General features: G+C 60.1%; 19 protein-coding genes. 10 read left to right on the top strand and 9 right to left on the bottom strand.

The window, feature by feature from the left end; genetic code table 11:
- The first annotated feature begins 298 nt into the window (after positions 1-298).
- From BK658_RS20265 to BK658_RS20255, 3 genes are all read left to right on the top strand, one after another.
- Positions 299-1,690 (top strand): GntP family permease, encoded by a 1,392-nt coding sequence (locus BK658_RS20265; RefSeq protein WP_123583859.1) that lies wholly within the window; start codon positions 299-301, stop codon positions 1,688-1,690.
- A gap of 7 nt (positions 1,691-1,697) precedes the next feature.
- Complete coding sequence (locus BK658_RS20260; protein ID WP_123583858.1) at positions 1,698-2,471, top strand: 3-hydroxybutyrate dehydrogenase; 774 nt, start codon at positions 1,698-1,700, stop codon at positions 2,469-2,471.
- A gap of 91 nt (positions 2,472-2,562) precedes the next feature.
- Positions 2,563-4,518: an acetoacetate--CoA ligase gene (locus BK658_RS20255; protein WP_123583857.1), complete on the top strand. Its 1,956-nt coding sequence runs from the start codon at positions 2,563-2,565 to the stop codon at positions 4,516-4,518.
- Between the two features lie 19 nt (positions 4,519-4,537).
- Here the strand turns inward: BK658_RS20255 and BK658_RS20250 are convergent, their stop codons facing one another.
- A complete protein-coding gene (locus tag BK658_RS20250; RefSeq protein WP_123583856.1) occupies positions 4,538-5,656 on the bottom strand; it encodes a PilT/PilU family type 4a pilus ATPase in 1,119 nt (372 codons plus the stop codon).
- Positions 5,657-5,799: 143 nt separating this feature from the next.
- Between BK658_RS20250 and BK658_RS20245 the strand changes: the two genes are divergently transcribed.
- A complete protein-coding gene (locus BK658_RS20245; protein ID WP_123583855.1) occupies positions 5,800-8,337 on the top strand; it encodes a PAS domain-containing hybrid sensor histidine kinase/response regulator in 2,538 nt (845 codons plus the stop codon).
- Positions 8,338-8,390: 53 nt separating this feature from the next.
- Positions 8,391-8,666, top strand: a complete 276-nt coding sequence (locus tag BK658_RS20240; protein WP_123583854.1) for a peptidylprolyl isomerase — start codon at positions 8,391-8,393, stop codon at positions 8,664-8,666.
- A gap of 136 nt (positions 8,667-8,802) precedes the next feature.
- Here the strand turns inward: BK658_RS20240 and BK658_RS20235 are convergent, their stop codons facing one another.
- From BK658_RS20235 to BK658_RS20200, 8 genes are all read right to left on the bottom strand, one after another.
- Positions 8,803-9,738 (bottom strand): sugar kinase, encoded by a 936-nt coding sequence (locus BK658_RS20235; protein ID WP_123583853.1) that lies wholly within the window; start codon positions 9,736-9,738, stop codon positions 8,803-8,805.
- Positions 9,739-9,884: 146 nt separating this feature from the next.
- Positions 9,885-11,102: an amino acid deaminase gene (locus BK658_RS20230; protein ID WP_123583852.1), complete on the bottom strand. Its 1,218-nt coding sequence runs from the start codon at positions 11,100-11,102 to the stop codon at positions 9,885-9,887.
- A gap of 37 nt (positions 11,103-11,139) precedes the next feature.
- The gene (locus tag BK658_RS20225) at positions 11,140-11,904 is read right to left on the bottom strand and encodes an IclR family transcriptional regulator (RefSeq protein WP_123583851.1); all 765 of its coding nucleotides are present in this window, start codon (positions 11,902-11,904) and stop codon (positions 11,140-11,142) included.
- A gap of 176 nt (positions 11,905-12,080) precedes the next feature.
- Positions 12,081-12,470, bottom strand: coding sequence for a RidA family protein (locus tag BK658_RS20220; RefSeq protein ID WP_123583850.1), 390 nt, complete (start codon positions 12,468-12,470; stop codon positions 12,081-12,083).
- Positions 12,471-12,499: 29 nt separating this feature from the next.
- Positions 12,500-13,297, bottom strand: a complete 798-nt coding sequence (locus BK658_RS20215) for an amino acid ABC transporter ATP-binding protein (protein WP_123583849.1) — start codon at positions 13,295-13,297, stop codon at positions 12,500-12,502.
- Positions 13,294-13,956, bottom strand: coding sequence for an amino acid ABC transporter permease (locus tag BK658_RS20210; RefSeq protein ID WP_123583848.1), 663 nt, complete (start codon positions 13,954-13,956; stop codon positions 13,294-13,296). Before BK658_RS20210 ends, BK658_RS20215 begins: the two co-directional genes overlap by 4 nt.
- A gap of 10 nt (positions 13,957-13,966) precedes the next feature.
- Positions 13,967-14,629, bottom strand: a complete 663-nt coding sequence (locus BK658_RS20205; RefSeq protein ID WP_123583847.1) for an amino acid ABC transporter permease — start codon at positions 14,627-14,629, stop codon at positions 13,967-13,969.
- A gap of 52 nt (positions 14,630-14,681) precedes the next feature.
- The gene (locus BK658_RS20200; RefSeq protein WP_123583846.1) at positions 14,682-15,530 is read right to left on the bottom strand and encodes a transporter substrate-binding domain-containing protein; all 849 of its coding nucleotides are present in this window, start codon (positions 15,528-15,530) and stop codon (positions 14,682-14,684) included.
- Between the two features lie 358 nt (positions 15,531-15,888).
- Here BK658_RS20200 and BK658_RS20195 point away from each other — a divergent pair, with 358 nt between their 5' ends.
- From BK658_RS20195 to BK658_RS20175, 5 genes are all read left to right on the top strand, one after another.
- Positions 15,889-16,341: a thioredoxin family protein gene (locus BK658_RS20195; RefSeq protein ID WP_123583845.1), complete on the top strand. Its 453-nt coding sequence runs from the start codon at positions 15,889-15,891 to the stop codon at positions 16,339-16,341.
- A 116-nt stretch (positions 16,342-16,457) separates the two neighbouring features.
- Positions 16,458-17,609, top strand: coding sequence for a non-hydrolyzing UDP-N-acetylglucosamine 2-epimerase (gene wecB / locus BK658_RS20190; protein ID WP_123583844.1), 1,152 nt, complete (start codon positions 16,458-16,460; stop codon positions 17,607-17,609).
- Positions 17,606-19,780, top strand: coding sequence for a cyclic di-3',5'-guanylate-activated glycosyltransferase NfrB (gene nfrB / locus BK658_RS20185; protein WP_123583843.1), 2,175 nt, complete (start codon positions 17,606-17,608; stop codon positions 19,778-19,780). The genes wecB and nfrB overlap by 4 nt, the downstream gene beginning before the upstream one ends.
- Positions 19,777-22,941 carry an NfrA family protein gene (locus tag BK658_RS20180; RefSeq protein WP_123583842.1) on the top strand — a complete coding sequence of 1,055 codons (3,165 nt, stop codon included), beginning with the start codon at positions 19,777-19,779 and terminating at the stop codon, positions 22,939-22,941. The genes nfrB and BK658_RS20180 overlap by 4 nt, the downstream gene beginning before the upstream one ends.
- Entirely contained in the window at positions 22,941-23,822 is an 882-nt protein-coding gene (locus tag BK658_RS20175) for a DUF4434 family protein (RefSeq protein WP_123583841.1), read from the top strand. Before BK658_RS20180 ends, BK658_RS20175 begins: the two co-directional genes overlap by 1 nt.
- Positions 23,823-23,826: the final 4 nt, after the last annotated feature.

The raw sequence follows: 23,826 nt of genomic DNA, 5'->3' as shown, positions 1-23,826 counted from the left end.
ATTTATAGACATGACTTGAAACCGTATCGCAGCCATCGCGAGCAGGCTCGCTCCCACACTAAATCGCATTAGACTCGCATTTCCCGGTCAACCCTGAACAAATGTGGGAGCGAGCCTGCTCGCGATAGGGCCATCCAAACCACTACAAATCTCTAATTTGAGACAAATGATTTTTCAATCGTCGAAAAAATAATAAATATCCTTATATTTCAGCTAGTTGCTTTAATGGCACGAAACTCGCTAACGCCCTCTCCGACAAAAGATCCACCAAAAAAAATAACAATCCAGGAGACACACCATGAGTGTGATCATTGCCTTGGCAGCCCTCGCGCTGCTGATGCTGGCTGCTTACCGTGGCTACAGCGTCATTCTCTTCGCTCCGATTGCCGCCCTTGGCGCGGTCCTGCTCACTGACCCTTCTGCCGTTGCGCCCGCCTTCACTGGCGTGTTCATGGAGAAAATGGTCGGATTCGTCAAACTGTACTTCCCGGTGTTCCTGCTCGGCGCGGTGTTCGGCAAGCTGATCGAGTTGTCGGGCTTCTCGCGTTCGATCGTCGCCGCAGCGATTCGTCTGCTCGGCACGCGCCAGGCGATGCTGGTGATCGTGCTGGTCTGCGCCCTGCTCACCTACGGCGGCGTGTCGTTGTTCGTCGTGGTGTTCGCGGTGTATCCGTTTGCCGCGGAGATGTTCCGTCAGAGCGATATCCCGAAACGGCTGATCCCGGCGACCATCGCCCTCGGCGCGTTTTCCTTCACCATGGACGCCCTGCCCGGCACCCCGCAAATCCAGAACATCATCCCCAGCACCTTCTTCAACACCACCGCCTGGGCCGCGCCGTGGCTAGGTTTGATCGGCACGATCTTCGTGTTTTGCGCCGGCATGCTGTTCCTCCAGCGTCAGCGCAACAAAGCCCAGCGCAATGGCGAAGGCTACGGCACAGAGCTGCGCAACGAGCCGGAAACCGCCGAAGACGTGAAGCTGCCGAACCCGTGGATCGCGCTCTCGCCGTTGCTGCTGGTGGGCGTCATGAACCTGCTGTTCACCCACTGGATTCCGCTGTGGTACGGCAAGACCCATAGCCTGAGCCTGCCGGGCATGGCTGCGCCGGTGACCACCGAAATCGCCAAGCTCACCGCCATCTGGGCGGTCCAGGCCGCGTTGCTGGTCGGCATCATCATGGTGCTGGTGTTCGGCTTCCAGGCGATCCGCGGCAAGCTCGCCGAGGGCAGCAGAAGCGCGGTCGGTGGCGCCTTGCTGGCGGCGATGAACACCGCATCGGAATACGGTTTTGGCGCGGTCATCGCCTCCTTGCCCGGCTTCCTGGTACTGGCCGACTGGCTCAAAAGCATCCCCAACCCGCTGGTCAATGAAGCGATCACCGTGACCCTGCTGGCGGGTATCACCGGTTCGGCCTCGGGAGGCATGAGCATCGCCCTGGCGGCGATGGCCAATGACTTCATCGCGGCAGCCCATGCGGCGAACATTCCGCTGGAAGTGCTGCACCGGGTCGCAGCCATGGCCAGTGGCGGCATGGACACCCTGCCGCACAACGGCGCCGTCATTACCTTGCTCGCGGTGACGGGCCTGACCCACCGCGAAGCCTATAAAGACATTTTCTGTATTACGCTGATCAAGACCCTGGCGGTCTTCGTAGTCATCGGCACTTTCTACGCCACCGGCATTGTGTGAGGCATTCATGACAACTCTTTCGGGCAAAACCGCACTGGTCACCGGCTCCACCAGCGGCATCGGTCTGGGCATCGCGCTGAGCCTGGCCAAGGCCGGCGCCAACCTGATCCTCAATGGTTTCGGCGATGCCTCCACAGTCATCGCGCAGGTGCAGCAGTTTGGCGGCAAGGTCGGCCATCACCCGGCCGACGTCAGTGACCCCGCGCAAATTGCCGAGATGATCGCCTACGCCGAGCGTGAGTTCGGCGGCGTCGATATTCTGGTAAACAACGCGGGCATACAGCACGTGTCTGCGGTGGAAGACTTTCCCGTGGAACGTTGGGATTCGATCATTGCGATCAACCTGTCGTCGGTCTTCCACAGCACTCGTCTCAGCCTGCCAGGCATGCGCGCCAAAGGTTGGGGACGGATCGTAAACATCGCCTCAGTACACGGCCAGGTCGGCTCGGTGGGCAAGGCTGCCTACGTCGCCGCCAAGCACGGGGTGATCGGCCTGACCAAAGTGGTCGGCCTGGAAACCGCCACCAGCAACGTCACCTGCAACGCCATCTGCCCCGGCTGGGTACTGACGCCGCTGGTGCAGAAACAGATAGACGACCGCGCCGCCGCCGGGGTCGACCCACAACAAGCACAACATGATTTACTCGCCGAGAAGCAACCGTCGCTGGAGTTTGTGACACCTTCACAACTGGGTGAACTGGTGCTGTTCCTGTGCAGTGAAGCCGGCAGCCAAGTGCGTGGCGCGGCGTGGAATATTGATGGTGGCTGGCTGGCGCAGTAGCCTTTACTGATGATGATTGATGATCGTTCCCATGCTCTGCGTGGGAACGATCCGACAAGCGTATGTGCAGTCATAAAGAAAGAGGCAAGCCATGTCAGCAGTTCTTTGGCAACCCAGCGCCGAACGCATCGGCAAAACCCGTATGGATGCCTTCCGGCGCTTCAGCAATCAGCGGTACAACCTGACACTCGCGGACTATCCCGCTCTGCATCAATGGAGCATCGATCGACGCGAAGACTTCTGGCAGGCCATCGTCGACTTTTTCGAGATCAAGTTTCACCAGCCAGCGAGCACGGTGCTGCGTGAAGGCCCGCAGATGCCCAGCGCCGAGTGGTTTCCCGGCGCCACGTTGAACTTCGCCGAACACCTGCTGCGTCGTCGCGATAACACAACCGCCGTGATTGCCATCGCCGAGAATGGCCAGCGCGAAACCTTGAGCTACTGTGAATTGGCCGAGCACGTCGCCGGCCTGCAAAAAAGCCTGAGAGCCGCTGGTGTCGGCCTGGGTGATCGAGTCGCGGCCTGCATGCCGAACACCTGGCAGACCCTGGTAGGCATGCTCGCGACCACCAGTCTGGGAGCGACCTGGTCCTGCTCGTCACCGGATTTCGGTACGCATGGAGTAGTCGACCGCTTCGGCCAGATCGAACCGAAAGTACTGATCACCTGCGCCGGTTATCGCTACGCCGGCAAGGAGATCGACCAGACGATCAAGGTCAACGAAATCCTCGAACGCCTGCCATCGCTGCAGCAACTGATCATCGTGCCTTATGCCCGACCACAGGCCCGCGTTGACGACTACAAAACCCAAGCCAATGTTGCGTTGTGGGACAGCTTTTATCGCCCAGGCGGCGAGCCCGGGTTCGTCGCGGTGCCCTTCGCGCATCCGCTGTACATTCTTTACTCCAGCGGCACCACTGGCGTGCCGAAATGCATCATTCACAGCGTCGGTGGCGTGCTGCTGCAACACGTCAAGGAACACGGCTTGCACGTCGACCTCGGGCCTGACGACCGACTGTTCTACTACACCACCTGTGGCTGGATGATGTGGAACTGGCTGGTCTCGGCATTGGCGGTCGGCAGCAGCGTGGTGCTGTACGACGGCTCACCTTTCCACCCCGGCCCGCAACGCTTGATCGACCTGATCGACAGCGAAGCCATCAGTGTCTTCGGCACCAGCCCAAAATACCTCGCGACCCTTGAAAGCAATGAGATCCAACCGCGCCTCAGCCACGACCTGGGCAGCCTGAAAGCCCTGCTCTCGACCGGCTCGGCACTGTCGCCGCAAAGCTATGATTACGTTTATCGCGAGATCAAAGGCGAGTTATGCCTATCGTCGATGTCCGGCGGTACTGACATCATTTCCTGCTTCATCGCCGGCAATCCGGTCCTGCCGGTACGCCGTGGCGAGATGCAGTGCAAGGGCCTGGGCATGGCCGTTGAAGTCTGGAATGAGGCAGGTCAGCCGGTGATCGGTGAAAAAGGCGAGTTGGTCTGCACCCGGCACTTCCCGGCGATGCCGATCGGCCTGTGGAACGACCCGCAGCAGGAAAAACTCCGCGCGTCGTATTTCAGCCAGTTTCCGGGCGTCTGGGCTCAGGGTGACTACGCCGAACAACGACCCAATGGCAGCTGGCTGATCCACGGGCGCTCCGACGCGGTACTCAACCCCGGTGGCGTACGCATCGGCACCGCGGAAATCTACCGTCAGGTGGAAAAAGTCCATCAGGTACTGGACTCGGTCGCCATCGGCCAGCAATGGCAGGATGACGTGCGCGTGGTGTTGTTCGTGCGACTGCGTGACGGCGTGACACTGGACGACAACCTTGAGCAGCAGATTCGCCAGGTCATCCGCGCCAATACCACGCCTCGGCATGTGCCGGCGAAGATCGTGGCGGTGACGGATATACCGCGAACCATCAGCGGCAAGGTTGTCGAGCTGGCCGTCAGAAATGTCGTGCACGGCCTGCCTGTGAAAAACACCGATGCACTGGCCAACCCTGAAGCGCTGGAGCAATTTCGGAATCGACCGGAGCTGGCGAACTGAAAACCCGCGTAGGGGGATGTCAATCCATCAGCCCCCATTCACCGGTTTCGGTGGATGGGGGTTCGGCATTCGGTACATTGTCCGCGTGCAACTTCAGGCGCAAGCGCAAGTTATTCACCGAGTCGGCGAATTTCAACGCCTCCTCCTCATCGATCGCGCCCTCGACAACCAAATCGAACAACGCCGTATCAAACGTCTTCATTCCCGACTCTGCCGACTTTTCCATGATCTCCTTGAGCTGGTGAAGCTCATTGCGCCGTATCAGATCGCCAATGGTTGGCGTACCCAGCATCACCTCCACCGCCGCCCGGCGCTGTCCATCGCGAGTGCGTACCAGGCGTTGGGAAACGAAGGCCTTGAGGTTGTTACCCAAATCATTGAGCAACTGCCCACGGCGTTCTTCCGGGAAAAAGTTGATGATCCGGTCCAGCGCCTGATTGGCGTTGTGGGCGTGCAAGGTGGAGAGCACCAGGTGCCCGGTGTCGGCGAATGCCAATGCATGCTCCATGGTTTCGCGATCGCGGATTTCGCCGATCAGCACCACATCCGGGGCCTGACGCAGGGTGTTCTTCAAGGCGGCATGAAAACTGCGCGTATCGACGCCCACCTCACGCTGGTTGATGATCGACTGTTGATGGCTATGGATATACTCCACCGGGTCTTCGATGGTGATGATGTGCCCGCTGCTGTGGCGATTGCGGTAATCGATCAACGCTGCCAGCGATGTCGACTTGCCCGAATCCGTGGCGCCGACAAACAGCATCAGCCCCTGCTTGAGCATCACCGTCTCAAGCAACACGGCCGGTAGTTTAAGGTCTTCAAAGCGCGGGATATCGAGTTTGATATTGCGCGCCACGATCGATACGTCATTGCGCTGCTTGAAGATGTTGACGCGAAAGCGCCCGACTCCAACCAGAGAAACCGCCAGGTTCATTTCCAGCTCGCGGTCGAACTCTGCACGCTGTTCGACGTCCATAAGGGTCTCGGCAATCCGGGCGATCTCGCCGGGCTTGAACACTTCGTGGGCCAGTGTTCGAAGTGTCCCCTTGAAGCGCCCGGTAGGCGGTGCGCCAGTCGACAGGTAAAGATCGGAGCCATCCTGGCTGGCCAGCATTCTTAGCAGCGAGTGAATTTCCATGGCAAAAAAATATCCCTTGAGCCTTCCATTGAACGAAAATTGCCAAGGCACGCCACTTTTCACGCGTCCAAGCGTCTACTCCTTCGAAGAATAGTAGATGCCCCAGTACAGACATGTAGCACGGACATGATGCAGGAACCCCAATGAACGGATCCCCTACCGGCGGCGACGCCCAGGCCTTGATTGCCCGACTCGACTGGGCACAAAGCCCGCTGGGCTCTGCCAGCCACTGGCCGCAGAGCCTGCGCACCGCCGTGGACATCGTGATTCACTCGCCCATGCCCATGCTGTTGTTATGGGGACCAGAGCTCTCGCAGATCTACAATGACGGCTTTGCGCTGCTGGCCGGCAACAAGCATCCGCAGGCTTTCGGACAACCCACGCACCAGACATGGCCAGAACTTAAGGATTTCACGGCGCCTATTTATAGCGCTGTCCTACAAGGCCAAGTGCGTTCCTACAGCGAGCAGCGTTTCAGCCTGCAACGCGATGGCGGTGAATCGGACTTCTGGCTGGACCTGACCTACAGCCCGATTCGTGACGAACATGGGCAGGTGTCCGGGATCCTGGTCACTGCGATCGAAACCAATGAGCGCCGACGCATCGCCCTGGAGCTCAAACAACGCTCGGAGGCCAGTCTCAAGGCCCAGCACGAAACCGAAGAGCGTCTGCAATTGGCCCTCGCCGCCACCGACGCGGTGGGCACCTGGGACTGGGATATCGGCGAAGATCGCTTTATTGCCGATGCCCATTTCGCCCAGTTGCACAGTGTTGATCCGGCACTCGCCAGCCAACTGCCCATCACCGAATACCTCAACGGCGTGCACCCGGAAGACCGGGCCATGGTCGCCCGCAGCATCAAGCATTGCATCGCCCATGGCAGCGAATACGCCGAGGAATACCGACTGCTGCAAGCCAGTGGCGAAGTGCGCTGGGTCTTTGCCCGAGGCCGCTGTTACAAGGATCACCACGGTCGCCCCCTGCGTTTTCTCGGTGCCGCACTGGACCTGACCGAGCGCAAGCACACCGAACAGGCGTTACGGCAAAGCCAGACCGAGCTGCAGCTGATCATCAACGCCATGCCGGTGCTGATCGGTTATGTCGATCATGAACAACGCTTTCGCCTGAACAACAGCGCGTACCTGGACTGGTACGGCATGACCCCGCAGGAGCTGTACGGCAAAACCATTCGCGAAATTCTCGGCGACGAACTCTATGCCACCCGCGTCGAGCACATCAGCGCCGCGCTGGCGGGCAAAGCCTGCAGTTTCGAGGCCTATTCACCACACCGCGACGGCCGACCGCGTTATGCACTGATGAAGTACCTGCCACGCTTTGGTTCTGACGGCGCAGTCAATGGGTTCTACATTTTCGTGATCGACGAAACCGAGCGTAAACAGACCGAGGAAGCCTTGCGCAACCTCAACGAGACGCTGGAAGAACGGGTCGACACACGCACCAAGGCACTGGCTGAAGCAAACCATCGCCTGCAAAACGAAATGTTTGAGCGTGAACGCGCCGAAGATGCGTTGCGTCATGCCCAAAAAATGGAAGCCGTCGGCCAACTCACGGGTGGTATTGCCCACGACTTCAACAACATGCTGACCGGGATTATTGGCAGCCTGGACCTGATGCAGCGCTATATCGCCGATGGGCGTAGCGATGAGATCGGCCGCTTTGCCGATGCGGCCGTGTCGTCAGCCAACCGGGCAGCCGCGCTGACTCACCGACTGCTGGCATTCTCGCGCCGACAATCACTGGACCGTCGACCGCTTGAGCCCAACACGCTGGTGCATTCTCTCGAAGAGCTGTTGCGCCGCACCAAGGGCGAGCATATCGAGCTGAAGTTTCAGCTGGCACCTGAAGTCTGGCCGGTCAACACCGATGCCAACCAACTGGAAAACGCCCTGCTCAACCTGGTGATCAACGCCCGCGACGCGATGCCTGAGGGCGGCGAGCTGGTGATTGAAACCGCCAATAGCTACCTCGATGGCAACGACATCAGCACCCTTGAGCCAGTCAAGGCCGGTGACTATGTAATGCTCGGCATACGCGACAACGGTACCGGCATGACTCCGCGCGTATTGGCCAAGGCCTTCGATCCGTTCTTCACCACCAAACCTATCGGCCAGGGCACCGGGCTGGGGTTGTCGATGATTTATGGCTTCGCCCAGCAATCCGGCGGCCATGTGACCCTCAGCAGTGAGCCTGGACAAGGCACGACGGTGCGCCTGTATTTGCCGCGCCTGCACAACGCGCCTCAGCACACCTCGCTGGCGGCAGTCAGCCGGGGCAGCCCCTATGCGACGGCGGGTGAGTCGGTGGTGCTGGTCGAAGACGACCCTGCGGTGCGTATGCTGGTGCTCAATGTACTGAACGAACTGGGCTACATCACTCATGAGGCGCAAGATGCAAAAAACGCCCTGCCGTTGCTGGAGTCTGACCTGCGCATCGATCTGCTGGTGACCGATGTCGGCCTGCCCGGTATGAATGGCCGGCAACTGGCGGAAATCGCCCGTCAGCATCGGCCTGGGCTCAACGTGCTGTTCATGACCGGTTACGCGGAAAAAGCCGCCGAACGTCAGGGTTTTCTCGACGAGGGCATGGACCTGCTGGCCAAGCCCTTCACCCTTGAACAACTGGCCGGCAAGATTCGCCACATGATCCGCCGAACCGGATGATTTGAGGCATAATCGCGCCCCGCCGCCACCACCGCTCCAAGGTAACTGCCCCAATGAAAGCTCAAGCCCGCCATATTCTGGTGAAAACCGCCGAAGAAGCCGAACAGCTCAAACAACGCATCGCCAAGGGCGAAGCCTTTGATGTGCTGGCCAAGAAGTTTTCCACCTGCCCGTCCGGCAAACGCGGGGGTGATCTGGGCGAAGTTCGGCCCGGGCAGATGGTCGGCGCTATCGACGCGGTGATCTTCAAGAAACCGCTGCGTGTCGTACATGGGCCGATCAAGAGCAAGTTTGGTTATCACCTGGTGCAGGTGTTTTACCGCGATTGATGGATTGGCTTGAGGGCCTCTTCGCGAGCAAACGGAACGTCGCCCGGCTGCTCCCACAGGTTTTGTAGTGTGACTGCAATCAATGTGGGAGCGAGCTTGCTCGCGATCCGATTGCGCAGCAAGCGGCCATTGAACCTCAATCTTTGGGGATCAACGCCCCCGGCACCTGGATCACCCGGCTCGCCAACCGATGCCCGGCCTCTGCGGCTTCGGCCGGGCTTGCGCCACGGAGCCGACTGGCCAGATACGCTGCGCTGAACGAATCCCCCGCCGCCGTGGTGTCCACTACCCGCTCGACGCGTTGCGCCGGGACCTCGAACGACTCACCGCCACAGCGAATCAGACACGGCTCGGCGCCGCGCTTGAGCACCACTTCCGGTATACCAATCTGCTCGTAGGCCGCGAACACCGCCGCATCATCGGAAAAGCCGAACAACGCCTGTTCATCGTCCACTGTCAGCAGAGCCAGATCGACATAGGGCAAGACTTCGCGGTACGCCGTCCGAGCCTGTTCGACGCTGCTCCACAAACGCGGCCGATAGTTGTTGTCAAAAACGATCCGCGCATCCCGCTGACGGGCTTCGATCAGTGTCTCGATGAGCTTTTTGCGCCCTGCTTCGCCCAGCACCGCCAGGGTGATGCCACTGAAATACAGCACATCGTAATCCGGTAGCGCCGCAAGAATCGGTGCCGCCGCTGGCGTGGTAAAGCAATCGCGCACGGCGGCTTCGTTGCGCCAATAGAGGAAACGACGTTCACCCGAAGCATCGGTCTGGATGCAGTACAAACCGGGCAAACGTCCCGGCAGCCGCTGGACCATGCCCAGGCCGATACCTTCTTCGGACCAGCTCTGACACATGGCATCGCTGAAACTGTCGTCGCCCAACGCGGTGACATAATCCACCGTGGCCCCATCGCCCATTTCACGAGACAGGTAGACCGCGGTGTTCAGGGTATCGCCGCCAAAACTCTGTTGCAGACTGCCATCGGCGCGCTGCTGCAACTCGATCATGCACTCGCCGATCAGCGCAATGCGCGGGGTGTCGGTGCCGAGATTGCTGAGGGTGTTCATGTTAGTGGGTTCTCTGGTGTGTCGATCGTTCCCACGCTCTGCGTGGGAATGCATCCTGTGACGCTCTGCGTCACCTCACGAATGGACGCGGAGCGTCCGTGGCGGCTCGTTCCCACGCAGAGCGTGGGAACGAGAACGTGGAGGACCTAGAAACAGGTTTCCATGCTTTCGATGACGTTCAACTGCTCATCCACCAGGCAACCAGTGCGCCATTTGTCGAAGGTCAGGCACGGGTGAGACGTACCGAACGAGATGATGTCGCCCACGCGCAACTGAACCCCGGGCGCGACCGTCATGAACGCATGCTGATCCATCACCGCCGTCACTTTGCAGGCACCGACGTCATCACCGATCGCTGGCAGCACACCCGCCTGGTAACGCAGCAACGGCACCGGCAGCCCCGCGTCATAGGCCACGTCGCGCTTGCCCAAGGCAATCACCGCAAACCCCGGCTCCGGCAACGACTGCACATGCGCCCAGACTTCCAGCGCCGGACGCAGGCCTTCGTGCAAGTCGCTACGACGATCGAGCACGCAGCATTGCGCTTCCTTGTAGATGCCATGGTCGTGAGCCACGTAACTACCGGGGCGCAGCACGCTGAGGAAACGTCCGGCAGCGTTCTGGGCTTCGAAGGACTCGGCGATCAGGTCATACCAGGCCGAACCCGACGCGGTGATAATCGGCTTGGCGATGGCGAAAGCGCCGCTGTCTTGCAACTGCACCGCGAGGCGCACCAGAGACGCAGCAAATTCGCGAATTCCGCTAACCGCCTGGTCGCCGTGAATCACCCCTTCGTAACCTTCAATACCGGTCAACGCCAACCCCGGCTGCGCCTTGATCGCCTCAGCCAATGCCAGCACTTCGGCTTCGCTGCGGCAGCCGCAACGGCCGCCGACCACGCCGTACTCGATCATCACGTTCAGGCGCAGGCCGCGCGCGGCGAAAAATGCCCCGAGGTCGGCAACGTTGTCCGGGTGATCAACCATGCAGTAAAAGTCGAATGCCGGATCTGCCAGCAACTCGGCGATCAGCGCCATGTTCGGCGCCCCCACCAACTGATTGGCCATCAACACCCGGCGCACGCCATGGGCGTAGGCGGCGCGAGTCTGCACCGCAGTGGCCAGGGTTATGCCCCAGGCGCCCGCCTCCAGTTGGCGGCGAAACAACGACGGGGTCATGCTGGTTTTGCCGTGCGGCGCCAGCTCGGCACCGCTGTGGCTGACGAATGCCTGCATCCAGCGAATGTTGTGCTCCAGCGCTTCGCGGTGCAGCACCAGCGCCGGCAGGCTGACGTCACACACCAGATTGGCGCCGGGTTGGCCGGCGCCCTTTTCTACGGCGGCGATGTTCAAGGCAGAAGGCATGTTCTAACTCCTCACACGCGGCCGCGAACGGCCACTGTTATTCGTTGATGCGACGGGCCAGGTTGTTCGCGCTGTCGATCAGCACCCGGCGATAGTCGTTGTAATTGTTCTTCGCATCGGCCCTTGGGGCGACAATGCACAGGGTCGCAATCGCGACGCCGCTCGGGTCTTTCACCGGGGCGGCGAAGCAATGGGTAAAGGTGTCGGCGACGCTATCGAAGGAGAAGAATCCGTCGATACCGGCCTGACGGATTTCCGCCAGAAAACGCTCCAGCGGCAGACGTTCTCCGCCCGGCAGGATGAAGTCTTCCTCATCGATCAGGTCGATGATTTGCTGGTCGCTCAAGTGCGCCAGCAACAAGCGTCCGGAAGCGGTCCACGGGATCGGCGCGTTCTCGCCAATGTCCGAGGAAATGCGGAAATGCCGCTCGCCCTCCTTCATCAGCGCCACCGTATATTTGCGCCCGTTGAGCAGGCACATCTGCGCGGTTTCGCGGGTCTGGCTGACGATTTCCTGCAAGGCGTGATCGGCCTCGCGGCTCAGGTCGAAATGACGCAGATGCGCTTGCCCCAGAAAGTACAGTTGCCGGCCAAGGTAGACGTGACCTTCCTTGCCCACCGGTTCGAGAATCCGTCGTTCAAGCAGGGACGCGACCAGTTCGTAAACCGTGGATTTCGGACTGCCGATACCGCTGGCAATATCGTTCGGCCGCAGCGGCTGGCCGACTTCCTTGAGGAAATCGAGAATATCGAACGCCCGGTCCAGACCGCGGGCCCGGCGCTTGATGGTGTCTTCGGTCATGTCAGTGGGTTCCCATTCAAATTCGCCGGGGAGTTTAACCAGAGTGAGATGGCGACGGTTAGGCCGCCATCGCGAGCAGGCTCGCTCCCACATTGGATTTGTGTACTGCCACAGATTGCAGCCACACCACCAAACTCCTGTGGGAGCGAGCCTGCTCGCGATGGGCGCACCTCGGTTCAGGCCTTTTTCTTGTACGCCACACAATCAATCTCGACCTTGCAATCGACCATCATGTTCGCCTGCACACAGGCCCGGGCCGGTGCGTGTTCCGGGCTGAAGTATTCGGAAAAGACTTTGTTGAAGCTCCAGAAATCCCGTGGATCTTCCAGCCACACGCCCGTGCGCACCACGTCTTCGAGGCCATAGCCGGCTTCTTCGAGGATCGCGATCAGGTTGCGCATGGTCTGGTGAGTCTGCTCGACGATCCCGCCGGCAATGATTTCGCCATCCACCGCCGGCACCTGGCCAGACACATGCAACCAGCCATCGGCTTCGACCGCACGGGCGAAAGGACGAGGCTGGCCGCCACCGGCGGTGCTACCGGCGCCGTAACGAGTAATACTCATGAGTGTTTCTCCTGATCTGAAATTGAATGTTAAAAACGAGTGTTCTTGAGAAATTCCGCCAAACGCGGAGATTGCGGACGTTCGAACAAATCCTTGGGTGGCCCCTGCTCTTCGATACGCCCCTGATTCATGAAAACGATCTTGTCCGAAACCTCAAAGGCAAAACGCATTTCGTGGGTCACCAGCAGCATGGTCATGCCATCCTCGGCCAGGCCCTTGATCACGCTCAATACTTCGCCGACCAGTTCCGGGTCGAGTGCCGACGTCACTTCGTCGAACAACATCAGGCTTGGGTTCATCGCAATCGCCCGGGCAATCGCCACGCGCTGTTGCTGACCACCCGACAACTGACCCGGATAGTGGTCGCGGCGTTCCAGCAGGCCGACACGCTCCAGCCATTTTTCCGCCAGCACCACCGCTTCATCCTTGTGCAGCTTTTTGACTTTGAGCAGGCCAAGGGTGACGTTCTGCAACGCCGTGAGATGCGGAAACAGGTTGAACTGCTGGAACGCCATGCCGGTCATCGCCCGGTGCTGGGCGATGACTTTTTCCGAGTGGCGCACGCGCTTGCCGTTGACCTCGTGGTAACCGATGGACTCACCATCGAGCAGGATCTGCCCGCCCTGGAACTCTTCGAGCATGTTCACGCAGCGCAGCAGCGTGGTTTTGCCTGAGCCGCTGGAGCCGATCAACGTGACCACGTTGCCACGCTGCATGGTCAGGTCGACGCCCTTGAGCACTTCGAGCGGCCCGTATTGCTTGTGCAGACCGCGAATATCCAGCAAGGCCTGGCTGGCGTTCTGTGTCGAAACTTGAGCTTGAATCATGGCAAGGCCACCCGCTTTTCAATATGCCGGCCGAGTAATTCGATGGCGTAGTTGATGATGAAAAAGAGAAAACCGGCAAACAGGTAAAACTCCAGGGTCATGAAGGTCCGCGCAATGATCTGCTGGGTACTCAGCAGCAACTCGGCCACACCGATTACCGAGAGCAAGGTCGAGGCCTTGACGATTTCGGTCGATGAGTTGACCCAGGTCGGCAAAATCTGCCGCAGCGCCTGGGGCAACAGCACGTAAGCGAGGGCCTGATAAAACGTCAGGCCGATGGCCTTGCTCGCTTCCATCTGCCCACGTGGTAATGCTTGCAACGCACCGCGAACGATCTCGGCAACGTGCGAACCGCAGAACAGCGTCAACCCCAGCACTCCGGCCTGGAACGCATCGATCTGCCAACCCAGCGCGGGCGCCATATAGAAGCAGGCCAGCACCAGCACAAACACCGGCGTGCCACGGATCAGGTCGACGTAAAAACGAAACGGTGCACGCATCCATACCGTGCCGTAGGTCAGCACCAGCCCGGCAACGATGCCGATCAGGGTGCCCAGCATGATCGCCAGGACAGAGCACTGCACACTGGTCAAAAAGCCCGACCACAGGGTGTCGCGGGCGACCCATAACTCATGCAACCAACTTGGGGACTCGTACATGGAGGCGCTCCTAACGGCGAATCGCCAGACGCTGCTCGAGGTAACGCAGCAGCATCGCGATGAGATAACAGGCCGCAACATAGAGCGCTGTCGTCACCAGCCAGGTTTCAATCACCCGGTAGCTTTCGACGTTGATCTTGCGCGCGTAATAGGTCAGCTCCGGCACGGCAATCGCCGCCGCCAGCGAGGTGTCCTTGAACAGCGAAATGAAGTTGTTCGAGAGCGCTGGCAACACGTTGCGCAACATCACCGGCACGGTGACGTAGGCCTTCACCTGCCACTCCCCCAGACCAATCGCCAGCCCGGCTTCACGCAGGCCTTTAGGGATGCTCAACAACCCGCCGCGGAACACTTCGGTCAGGTACGCCCCGGCATACAACGACAGGGTGATGATGAACGACGGGAGTTTGTCCAGCCGAATACCCAGGCTCGGTAGCGCAAAGTAGATCAACAGAATCAACACCAGAATCGGCGTGTTACGGATCACCGTCACGTACACCGATGCCAGCACCCGCAATGTGCGGTGCTTTGAGAGCAAAGCAAACGCCATCAGCAGGCCGATCACGCAACCGATGGCGATCGACACCAACGCCAGTTCAAGACCCAGGCCGAGCCCCGCCAGCAAGGTGTCGAAATCGCGCCAGACGGCGGCAAAGTTCAACTGATAGTTCATGGTCAGCAGTACCTTGAGCGGGGCGCATCAGGGGCGCCCCACTCTCACGGGATCATTTGAATTCGACGGGGAAGCCAATCTCTGGGGAAGGCAGATCGACACCGAACCACTGTTTGAAGGACGCCGCGTAAGTCGGGAACTCAACGCCGGTCATCGCTTCATGCAAGACGGTATTGACGAAGTTCAGCCAGTCCTGATCGCCGCGCTTGACCGCACAGGCATAGGTTTGCGGGCTCCAGGCGTAGGTCGGGCTGCGATAGCGGCCAGGGTTCTGCACCATCAGGTATTTGACCGAAGACTGATCGGTGGCAGCTGTATCGGCACGGCCAGAGTTGACTGCCTGGTACATCAAGTCGACGCTGTCATATTGGTCAACCTTGGCCTTGGGCAGCGCCTGGTGCACCAGTTCTTCGGCATAGACGTTTTGCAGCACCGCCACGGTGACGCTGTCGCCGGCCGCTTTCAGGTCTTCGATTTCCTTGTACTTGCTGTTGGCCGGCAACAGCAGGCCAACGCCTTCGCGGTAGTACGGCAGGGTGAACGCCACTTGCTGCGCACGGCTGGCGGTGACGGTAATGAACTGGCAACTCATGTCGACCTTGTCGGTCAGCAAATTGGGAATCCGTGCATCCGACGACTGCACCACGAACTCGACCTTGCTCGGGTCATTGAACAAACCCTTGGCGACCATCCGCCCGATGTCGATATCAAAGCCCTGCAATTTGCCGTCCGCGCCCTGGAAGTGCCACGGCGCGTTGGTGCTGCCCGTGCCCACGATCAAATGCCCGCGCTTCAACACGTTGTCGAGCTTGCTGTCCGCCGCCTGGGCAATGCCCACGACAGAGGCTGTGGCCGCAAAGAGAAAAACACACGCTGTAAACAAGGAAAGTCGACGCTGCATGACGGGCACTCCAGGATGATGTTTATTCCGCTATACCGGAACTTGGTATGTAACAACGGAATAGACAGCAGAAAGTGTGCCATAGCCCGACAGGAAAATCCCACGGCAAATGAAATATGAATCGAATCAACGGGATACGAGAAAGCACAAAAAGGCGTTACCAAACGACGCAGCGCACAAGCGCTACCGTTGGCTACAGGCACGGGTAGTGGGGCCACATTTGAGGTCAGGTGCGCTTCAAAACGAGACACGTCAGCGCCCTGTACCTGTCAACTCTGACAGTAGACGCCCCCTGCAGACGGCATTAGCGTTATCACGCGCTTTCACTTCGTCTTGCTGCTGAACAAGGAAGACTTCAATGAGCTCGACACCCCACTCGCTCGCACCGCAATACCTCCGGGCATTGAGAAACTATCGCCCGGTCGTCCTGTATTTCGGTCATCCGCACTGCTGCGCCTGTGAGTTTGCCGGGCCGATTTTTCGGGAGACCGCCGAGGCCTATAAAGATCGCGCCGATTGTTACATGTTGAATACCGCCGAATGCCCCCGTCACCCCGAGGTCAGGGGTACCCCCACCCTGTTGTTCTATCGCAACGGGAAACTGCTGAAGAAACTCAAAGGCTTTGAAGATGCACAAGCCTTGAACGCTGTCTTTGCCAGCCTCATCGGTAAGGCCCGACACAAATCTGTCGTGCGCAAACCTCACCATGACCTGTCATGGTTGCGGCATACCCTTGGTACCTTGCGTACCGTCCCACGGGCACATCGACTGGTCGATCGTCGAGCCGCCGTCATCAGCAAAGCTCGCTGAGAAGCTCAAAGGCGTATTGGACAACCCCTCGATCCACTGCTTTCCTTTAATGGACCGATTGAAAAGCGTTCGCCCAAACCGTGAGGTTCGAGCAACATATCGGTTCGGGAGGGGCAATGTCGTTCAAAGTCATGATGGTTTTCGGTACTCGGCCGGAGGCCATCAAGATGGCGCCATTGGCCCGGGTTCTGCGTCAGTGGCCTGGTGTCGAGCTGAACATCTGTTCCACTGGGCAGCACCTGGAAATGCTCAAACAAGTGCTCGACTCGTTCGAGTTGACGGTCGATGAAAACTTGCAAGTGATGACCCAGGGCCAGTCTCTCAACGGCTTGTCTCAGCAACTGCTGATGAACCTGGATAAAAGCTATGAACGCCTGCATCCAGACATCGTGCTGGTACACGGCGATACCACCACCAGCTTCATCGCCGCCCTCGCCGCCTTTTATCGTCACTTGCCAATCGGCCACATCGAGGCCGGTCTGCGCACCGGCAACCTGCGCGCACCGTGGCCGGAAGAAGCCAACCGACGTCTGACCGGGGTGATTGCCGACCTGCACTTTTCACCGACCCGTAACGCCCAGGACAACCTGCTGCGCGAAGGTGTGCCGCTGGAAAGCATCGAGATCACCGGTAACACAGTGATCGATGCACTGTTGTGGATGCGTACCCATCAGCAGGAAATCCACTGGCACCCCGCCGCCGGCTCTGCGCTGGCAATGCTCGACGACAATCGGCGCATAGTGCTGATCACCGGCCACCGTCGGGAAAACTTCGGCGAAGGCTTCCGCAATATCTGCCAGGCCCTGGCTGACCTGGCCCTGCGCTATCCCGATGTCCAGTTCGTCTACCCGGTGCATCTGAATCCGCGGGTGCAAAACGCCGTGTATGACATGCTTTCGGACAAGCCGAACATCTATCTGATCGCGCCCCAGAACTATCAGCATTTCGTCTGGCTGATGGGCCGGGCACACATCATCCTGACCGACTCCGGTGGCATCCAGGAGGAAGCCCCCGCCATTGGTAAACCGTTGCTGGTGCTGCGCGAAGTAACCGAACGGCCATCGGTGCTCGAGGGCGGCACCGTGTTGCTGGTGGGCACCGACACCGCGAAGATCGTCAAGGAAGCCAGCCAGCTACTCGATGACGAGGCCACCTACAAACGCATGAGCCGCATCCACAGCCCTTATGGTGATGGGCACGCCAGTGAACGTATCGCCAAACGCCTATGCACCTGGTTGAGCGCGCACTCGGCGAGTAGCACGCTATGAGCCTGGCGTTTGTCGATTTCTTTGCATACGTACTGTTTGGCCTGAAATACCTTGCGATCACCCTGGCCTTGTTGATGTTTGTGCTGGGTCTGGATGACCTGTTCATCGACCTGATCTACTGGAGTCGCAAGCTGATCCGGCGTTGGCGGATCTACGAGAAATTCAAGCGTGCCGATGAACAGCGACTCTATGAGATCCCCGAGAAGCCCTTGGCGATTATGGTTCCGGCATGGAACGAAGTCGGCGTGGTCGGTGAAATGGCCCGGCTCGCGGCCTCGACCCTCGACTACGAGAATTACCAGATCTTCGTCGGCACCTACCCCAACGACGCCGAGACCCAGGCCGACGTCGATGCCGTGTGCCAGCACTATCCCAACGTGCACAAAGTGGTCTGCGCCCGCCCCGGCCCGACCAGCAAAGCCGACTGCCTGAACAACATCATCGACGCGATTTTGCGCTTTGAAAGCGAAGCGAAAATCGAGTTCGCCGGGTTCATCCTGCACGACGCCGAAGACGTGATTTCGCCGATGGAGTTGCGCCTCTTCAACTACCTGCTGCCGAACAAGGACCTGATCCAGATTCCGGTCTACCCCTACGCGCCGGAATGGAACGGCTTCACCGCCGGGCACTATGTCGATGAGTTCGCCGAGAACCACGGCAAGGACGTGATCGTGCGCGAAGCGCTGACCGGCCAGGTGCCGAGCGCCGGCGTCGGCACCTGCTTCAGTCGCAAGGCGATCAGCGCCCTACTGGAGGACGGTGATGGCATCGCCTTCGACGTGCAGAGCCTGACTGAAGACTACGACATTGGTTTCCGCCTCAAGCAAAAAGGCATGAAGTGCATCTTCGCCCGCTACTCGGTCACCGACCCGAAACTGGCGCTGGAACAGAAGTGGGTCGTGGGTATGAACCGCGCGTTCTCCCAGGTCATTTGCGTACGCGAACACTTTCCACGTGATTTACAGCACGCGATCCGACAGAAATCGCGCTGGATTGTCGGCATCGTGTTCCAGGGCACCAAAAACCTCGGCTGGAGCAGCAAGGGCTCGCTGAACTATTTCCTCTGGCGCGACCGTCGAGGACTCATCGCCTATCTGCTGAGTTTTATGGTCAATCTGCTGTTTCTGGTGCTGCTGGCAATGTGGCTGGTCACCCTGATTTCACCGAACGCCTGGCGCTTCCCCTCGATTCTCTCGGACAGCATCCTGCTTTCAGCGCTGCTCTGGCTGAACGGTTTGATGCTGCTCAACCGTCTGTTCCAGCGCGCCTGGTTCGTCACCCGTTTCTACGGTCTGGGACAGGGCCTGCTGTCGGCGCCACGGATGATGTGGAGCAACTTCGTGAATTTTTTCGCCAACCTGCGCGCCCTGCGCCAGGTCATGGAAATGGGCGATTCGCGCCGCGTGGCCTGGGACAAGACTACCCATGAGTTCCCGGCGCTGGCCAAGGCCCAACGCACACCGCTGGGCCATCGACTGGTAGAAAAAGGCCTGCTGACCGAAGAGCAACTTGAAGCCGCGATCACCAACCCGGTGCGTCGTCGCCTCGGTCATGAACTGCTGCTGCGCGAGCACATCAACAGCACCCAACTGGTCGAAACCCTGGCCGAGCAACTGGATCTGGAGTGGGCGCCACTCAATCCGTTCAAGCTCGACAAACAGCTGATCGACCGCGTGCCCCGCAAAGTCGCCACCCACTACGGCGTGTTGCCGGTCGCCGAAGAAGGCACAACCCTGGTGCTGGCCTCCGAAGGTCCGGTCGGTCAGGTTTCGTTGGGGGCCATCAGCCGTCAATTGAAACGCCCGGTTCGCTGCCGTCTGGCACCGCAGGGCCGAGTCACTCTGGGCATCCGCTACTGGTACCCCAGCGCGCTGCAAAACGAGGATGTCCGTCATATGCTGCAAGTGCTTGAGCGCCATCAGGATGATGAAGCCTTGCTGGAGCGCGTAGGCCATCACCAGGTATTGCTCGGCAACCTGCTGCAAGTGCGTGGCATGGTCCCGACAACGCTGTTCAATCAGGCGCTGATCGACTTCGACGCCGAGCGCATGTCGCTGGGCGATCACCTGATCGAACGCGGCATGATCACCCCAGAGATTCTGCAACAGGCACTGGCCGAGCAATCTGCGGAACAACAAGCAGCTTTCCGCATTGCCCGGGAGGTCGCATGAGGCCGGGTACTTGTCATCCACTGGTGCTCGCTAGCCTGTTGCTGAGCCTGAGCGCTGCCAGTTGGGTAGATGCGGCGCCGCTGAGCGATTTCGAGCAGTTCCGCAGTTTCCCGTACATGGACCGCAGCTACCGCGAAGCGAAAAAAGGCAATTGGGTTGAAGTCGAACGACTGATGCACCACTTGCTGACCATAGTCCCGAAAAACGACGAGGCCCGGGCATTGCTGGTCGAGGCCCTGGCCAAACAACGGCGATACAAAGACGCCGTGCAAGCGTTGCCGGACAACCCGGACAACAGCGAGGTCCTGCTCAACCTGCGACTGACCTGGATCGAACAGGACCCACCCACCTCCGAACAGGTCGAAAAATGGCTGGACACCAGCCCTCTGAACCAGCGCGTGCGCCTGTGGCAGGCCTACAGCATGAGCGTGGCCAAGTTTGGTGGTGCACTCAAAGCCCACGACTGGCTGGCGCAACTGTCGCCAAAGGGTGACGACAACATCCTGCGTCTGGCCCGCGCCAACTGGTCCGAGCAACTGCGCGACTGGAACGGCACCATCGAGCAACTCGCGCCGTTGGCCGCGCGTAAACAACTGGACGCCGAAGGTTGGCAACGACTGGCCAACGCCTATGTGCAACGCCTCGAGGAAAAGCCCTTGCAGGATCTGCTGCAACAGGCGCCAACCCCGGAAGCGGCACGCAAGGCGCGGCTGGCGATGGTTGACCGAGCGGTTGCCATGGGCCATCTCCAACAGGCTCAACGCTGGATGCAATCACTGCCGGCCGGCGACCTCGCCGACCCGGCCCAGCGCCAACGACTGTGGGAACTGACACGGCAAACCGGCGACACGCAGGCCGTGCAACGCCTGAGCGGCGAGTTGCAGCGCCCGTGCCTGGAAACCGCAGAATGGCTGTCGCGTCGCGACCCGCACGCCGCGCTTGCCCAATTACGTGGTTGCTCGCCCAGCGATGATCCGCAGACCTGGCTGGTTCTCGCACAACGCCTGCAGGCCACCGACCTGCTGCAAAACCAGCGTCTGCCCGCCCCCTGGGACAGCAAACGCCGCGAACGCTTGCTCGATGTCTGGCAGCAACAGGGCCAGAGCGACAAAGTCATGGCGTGGCTCGCCAGCCAACCGCAAACCGCCGACGTGGTGCAGCGCCGGGCCGAACTGTTTCAGGCGCAGGGCCGTAACAGTGAAGCGGCCGCGCTATGGGAACGGCATTACCAACAGACCGGCAACCTCGACTCACTCAATCAAGCCACCTACCTGGCACTCAACAATGGCCAGCGTGATCATGCGCAGCAATTGCTGGAAGACGCCTTTGACCGCCACGACGCACGTTTGCCGACGGTCATGTTGCAGCGTCTGGCCGGGCTCTATGGCTCGTCGACGACAACCCCTGCCCAGCAAAAACGCATGGCCTTGCTGTTGAATCAGGTCGACGCTGCGACGCGCGACCAATTGCTCGGACAACTGTCCGAGAACGGCCAGTGCGACGCGGTACGTCAGGCTATCGGTGCACAGCCCAAAGAAGCCGGCGAATTCCGTGCCCTGGGTCGCTGCGCTTTGCCCAACCTGCCAGGTGAGGCGGCGGTCTATTACCAGACCGCGGAGAAACTCGGAGATCGCGGCAGTCGCTTACCGCTGGCCTACGCCCTGGAAGCCGCTGGTGACTCCGCCGGCGCCTTGCGTATCTGGCGCAGCGTGCCGGACAGCCAGCTCACCGAGAACGCCCGCCTCACTGCCAGCCGCAGCGCATTGACCGTCGGTGACACCGACGACGCTGAACGCTATTGGCAACAAAGCCACACCCGCGGCAGCAACGAATGGGCCCTCGGTGCGGCCATCGCCCAAGCCCGGGGCAATGACGCACTGGCCCTTGAGCGTCAACGTCAGGCGTTGCAGCAATCCCCTGACGCCGGGCACTTCTATGCCGCGTCGGTGACCGCGCAAAAGGCTGGTGATCTGCCGCAAAGCACTGCATGGCTGGCCGAAGCGGTACGCCGCGACCCGAAAAACCCGCGCTACAGCGCCGACTACGGCATGCGTCTGGCCGGGGCCGAAAACCGCCAAGAGCGGGCTAGCGCAATTCCCTACTTGCAAATCGCCACCCATAATTTCCCCGAGGACTATAGCCTCGGCGAGACCCTGGCCTGGCGCTACGACGAAGTCGCAGACAGCGCCTCGGCGCGCAAGGAACTGCGCCGGGTCATCGACCTTGAGCAAAACCCGGTGGCCGCTGACGACGACAGCGGCAGTCTCGAAGCTCGCCGCTATCGCCAACGTCGTGCCCACGAAACCCTGTCCAGACGTGACAGCCTGACCCTCGCCAGCACCTGGTCGCCGGCCGGGGTTTCGACCAACGACATCCTGCGACCCGACAACACCCAAGGCACTGCTCGTCACGCCGCCTCGCAAAATGTGCAGGTCGCCATGTGGGACCATGCCCTGGGTGATGAACCAAGCCGCGCCGGCAGCACGCTGTCGGTGTATGGCCGGGCATTGCTGGGCGCCACTGGTCGCTCCAGTTACGCAGAATCCGTCGGCACGGGCCTGGGCCTGCGCTACAAACCCTGGGGTACGGCGAACATCAACTTCTACGCCGAGGTCTACCAACAGAACACCTTCGACGAACAGAACAAGCAAGGCCTGAGTCTGGGTGAGTTTCTCAACCCGAATCAGCTCTGGGACCAGCTCAACGACCACCGTAAAGACGGCCACACCAGCACCGACTATTTACTGCGCTCCACCGCCTCGTTCCTCGATCAAGGCCGGTTCCGCAACGACTGGCGCATCGATGAAAGTGACTGGGAAGAACGTTTTCTCTACCTCGATGCGGCATGGTGGACCAAAGCCGGTGACCATCAATGGCTGTCACGCTTCCAGCAAGGGCACGCCTGGAAGCTACCGTTCAACAGCGCGCAAACCATCATGCCGTATGGCTTCCTCGAGTTTGCCAGTCAGGACCCGAACAACGACTGGCGCCAGGACCTGCGCACCGGTCTCGGCCTGCGTTGGCAATGGTGGTTCGACGACGACACTTACAACGCCTACCGCGCGCACCTGACCGTGCGCACCGAGTATCAACAATCGCTGGGCGGCAATTTGTATGAAGGTGGCAATGGCGCGCTGTTGGGCGTGGAGTTGAACTTCTGATGAATCGAACGATGCTTGTTCTCTGCTTGCTGATACTGGGTAGCCAACAGCTTTGCGCTGATGAGCGGATTTTCTATCAACCGTTGAATGTCGACGCCAGCCTGAGTCAGGCGCAATGGCAACAGGTCTGGCAAGCCAGCGCCGAACAAGGCGCGACCACCGTCATCGTGCAGTGGACGGCGTACGGTGATTCGGCCTTTGGCGAAGCAAGCGGCTGGCTCGCCAACAGTCTGCGCCTGGCTCAGGCGCAGGGCTTGAAACTGGTGCTCGGGCTGTCGATGGACCCGGCGTTTTACCAGCGTATCGACCAGCTCGACAGCGCCGGGCTGGCATCCTACTGGCAAGCGCAACTTGGGCAGTCACTGGCCCAGCAGCAAAAACTGCGCAAGGACTGGCAGCTGCCTGTCAGCGGCTGGTACTTGCCGATGGAACTGGATGACGCGCACTTCACCGCTGTCGACAGGCGCGAGCACTTGCAACGGCAACTCCAGGACTTCGCCCACCAACTTGACGCGCCGCTACACATCAGCGCGTTCAGTGCCGGCAAACTGGCGCCGCAGGTCAATGCAGACTGGCTGGGGAAGTTGGCCGGCAGCGGGATTCGGGTCTGGTGGCAGGACGGCGCCGGCACGGGACGCCTGCCGCCGGTGGTGCGCAACAGTTACGCCAGTGCACTGCCCTGCTCGGTCGGTATCGTGCGTGAAGCGTTCCGCCAGGTCAGCGCCGAAGGCCAACCGTTCCGTGCCGAGCCGGCCACCCCGGACGCCACGCCCAGTGGCTGCCATCCAACAGCCATATTCGACTTGCGCTACCGTCCGTGGGGACGGGTGATTCTGGACAATCAACATAAAAACCAGCCAGGCGCTGTACAAAACCATTGAAGCT

The organism is Pseudomonas brassicacearum, from assembly GCF_003732175.1.
Lineage (GTDB): Bacteria > Pseudomonadota > Gammaproteobacteria > Pseudomonadales > Pseudomonadaceae > Aquipseudomonas > Aquipseudomonas brassicacearum_G.
The sequence above is the reverse complement of the archived record's forward strand: the minus strand, read 5'-3'. Positions and strand labels throughout refer to the sequence as shown.

Excerpts from the sequence above, each read along its gene's own strand:
- BK658_RS20260 (WP_123583858.1), top strand. The coding sequence starts at position 1,698 with ATGACAACTCTTTCGGGCAAAACCGCACTGGTCACCGGCTCCACCAGC.
- BK658_RS20250 (WP_123583856.1), bottom strand. The coding sequence starts at position 5,656 with ATGGAAATTCACTCGCTGCTAAGAATGCTGGCCAGCCAGGATGGCTCC.
- BK658_RS20180 (WP_123583842.1), top strand. The coding sequence starts at position 19,777 with ATGAGGCCGGGTACTTGTCATCCACTGGTGCTCGCTAGCCTGTTGCTG.
- BK658_RS20200 (WP_123583846.1), bottom strand. The coding sequence starts at position 15,530 with ATGCAGCGTCGACTTTCCTTGTTTACAGCGTGTGTTTTTCTCTTTGCG.
- BK658_RS20225 (WP_123583851.1), bottom strand. The coding sequence starts at position 11,904 with ATGACCGAAGACACCATCAAGCGCCGGGCCCGCGGTCTGGACCGGGCG.
- BK658_RS20230 (WP_123583852.1), bottom strand. The coding sequence starts at position 11,102 with ATGCCTTCTGCCTTGAACATCGCCGCCGTAGAAAAGGGCGCCGGCCAA.
- BK658_RS20220 (WP_123583850.1), bottom strand. The coding sequence starts at position 12,470 with ATGAGTATTACTCGTTACGGCGCCGGTAGCACCGCCGGTGGCGGCCAG.
- wecB (WP_123583844.1), top strand. The coding sequence starts at position 16,458 with ATGTCGTTCAAAGTCATGATGGTTTTCGGTACTCGGCCGGAGGCCATC.
- BK658_RS20245 (WP_123583855.1), top strand. The coding sequence starts at position 5,800 with ATGAACGGATCCCCTACCGGCGGCGACGCCCAGGCCTTGATTGCCCGA.
- nfrB (WP_123583843.1), top strand. The coding sequence starts at position 17,606 with ATGAGCCTGGCGTTTGTCGATTTCTTTGCATACGTACTGTTTGGCCTG.
- BK658_RS20265 (WP_123583859.1), top strand. The coding sequence starts at position 299 with ATGAGTGTGATCATTGCCTTGGCAGCCCTCGCGCTGCTGATGCTGGCT.
- BK658_RS20215 (WP_123583849.1), bottom strand. The coding sequence starts at position 13,297 with ATGATTCAAGCTCAAGTTTCGACACAGAACGCCAGCCAGGCCTTGCTG.
- BK658_RS20195 (WP_123583845.1), top strand. The coding sequence starts at position 15,889 with ATGAGCTCGACACCCCACTCGCTCGCACCGCAATACCTCCGGGCATTG.
- BK658_RS20235 (WP_123583853.1), bottom strand. The coding sequence starts at position 9,738 with ATGAACACCCTCAGCAATCTCGGCACCGACACCCCGCGCATTGCGCTG.
- BK658_RS20240 (WP_123583854.1), top strand. The coding sequence starts at position 8,391 with ATGAAAGCTCAAGCCCGCCATATTCTGGTGAAAACCGCCGAAGAAGCC.
- BK658_RS20255 (WP_123583857.1), top strand. The coding sequence starts at position 2,563 with ATGTCAGCAGTTCTTTGGCAACCCAGCGCCGAACGCATCGGCAAAACC.
- BK658_RS20205 (WP_123583847.1), bottom strand. The coding sequence starts at position 14,629 with ATGAACTATCAGTTGAACTTTGCCGCCGTCTGGCGCGATTTCGACACC.
- BK658_RS20175 (WP_123583841.1), top strand. The coding sequence starts at position 22,941 with ATGAATCGAACGATGCTTGTTCTCTGCTTGCTGATACTGGGTAGCCAA.
- BK658_RS20210 (WP_123583848.1), bottom strand. The coding sequence starts at position 13,956 with ATGTACGAGTCCCCAAGTTGGTTGCATGAGTTATGGGTCGCCCGCGAC.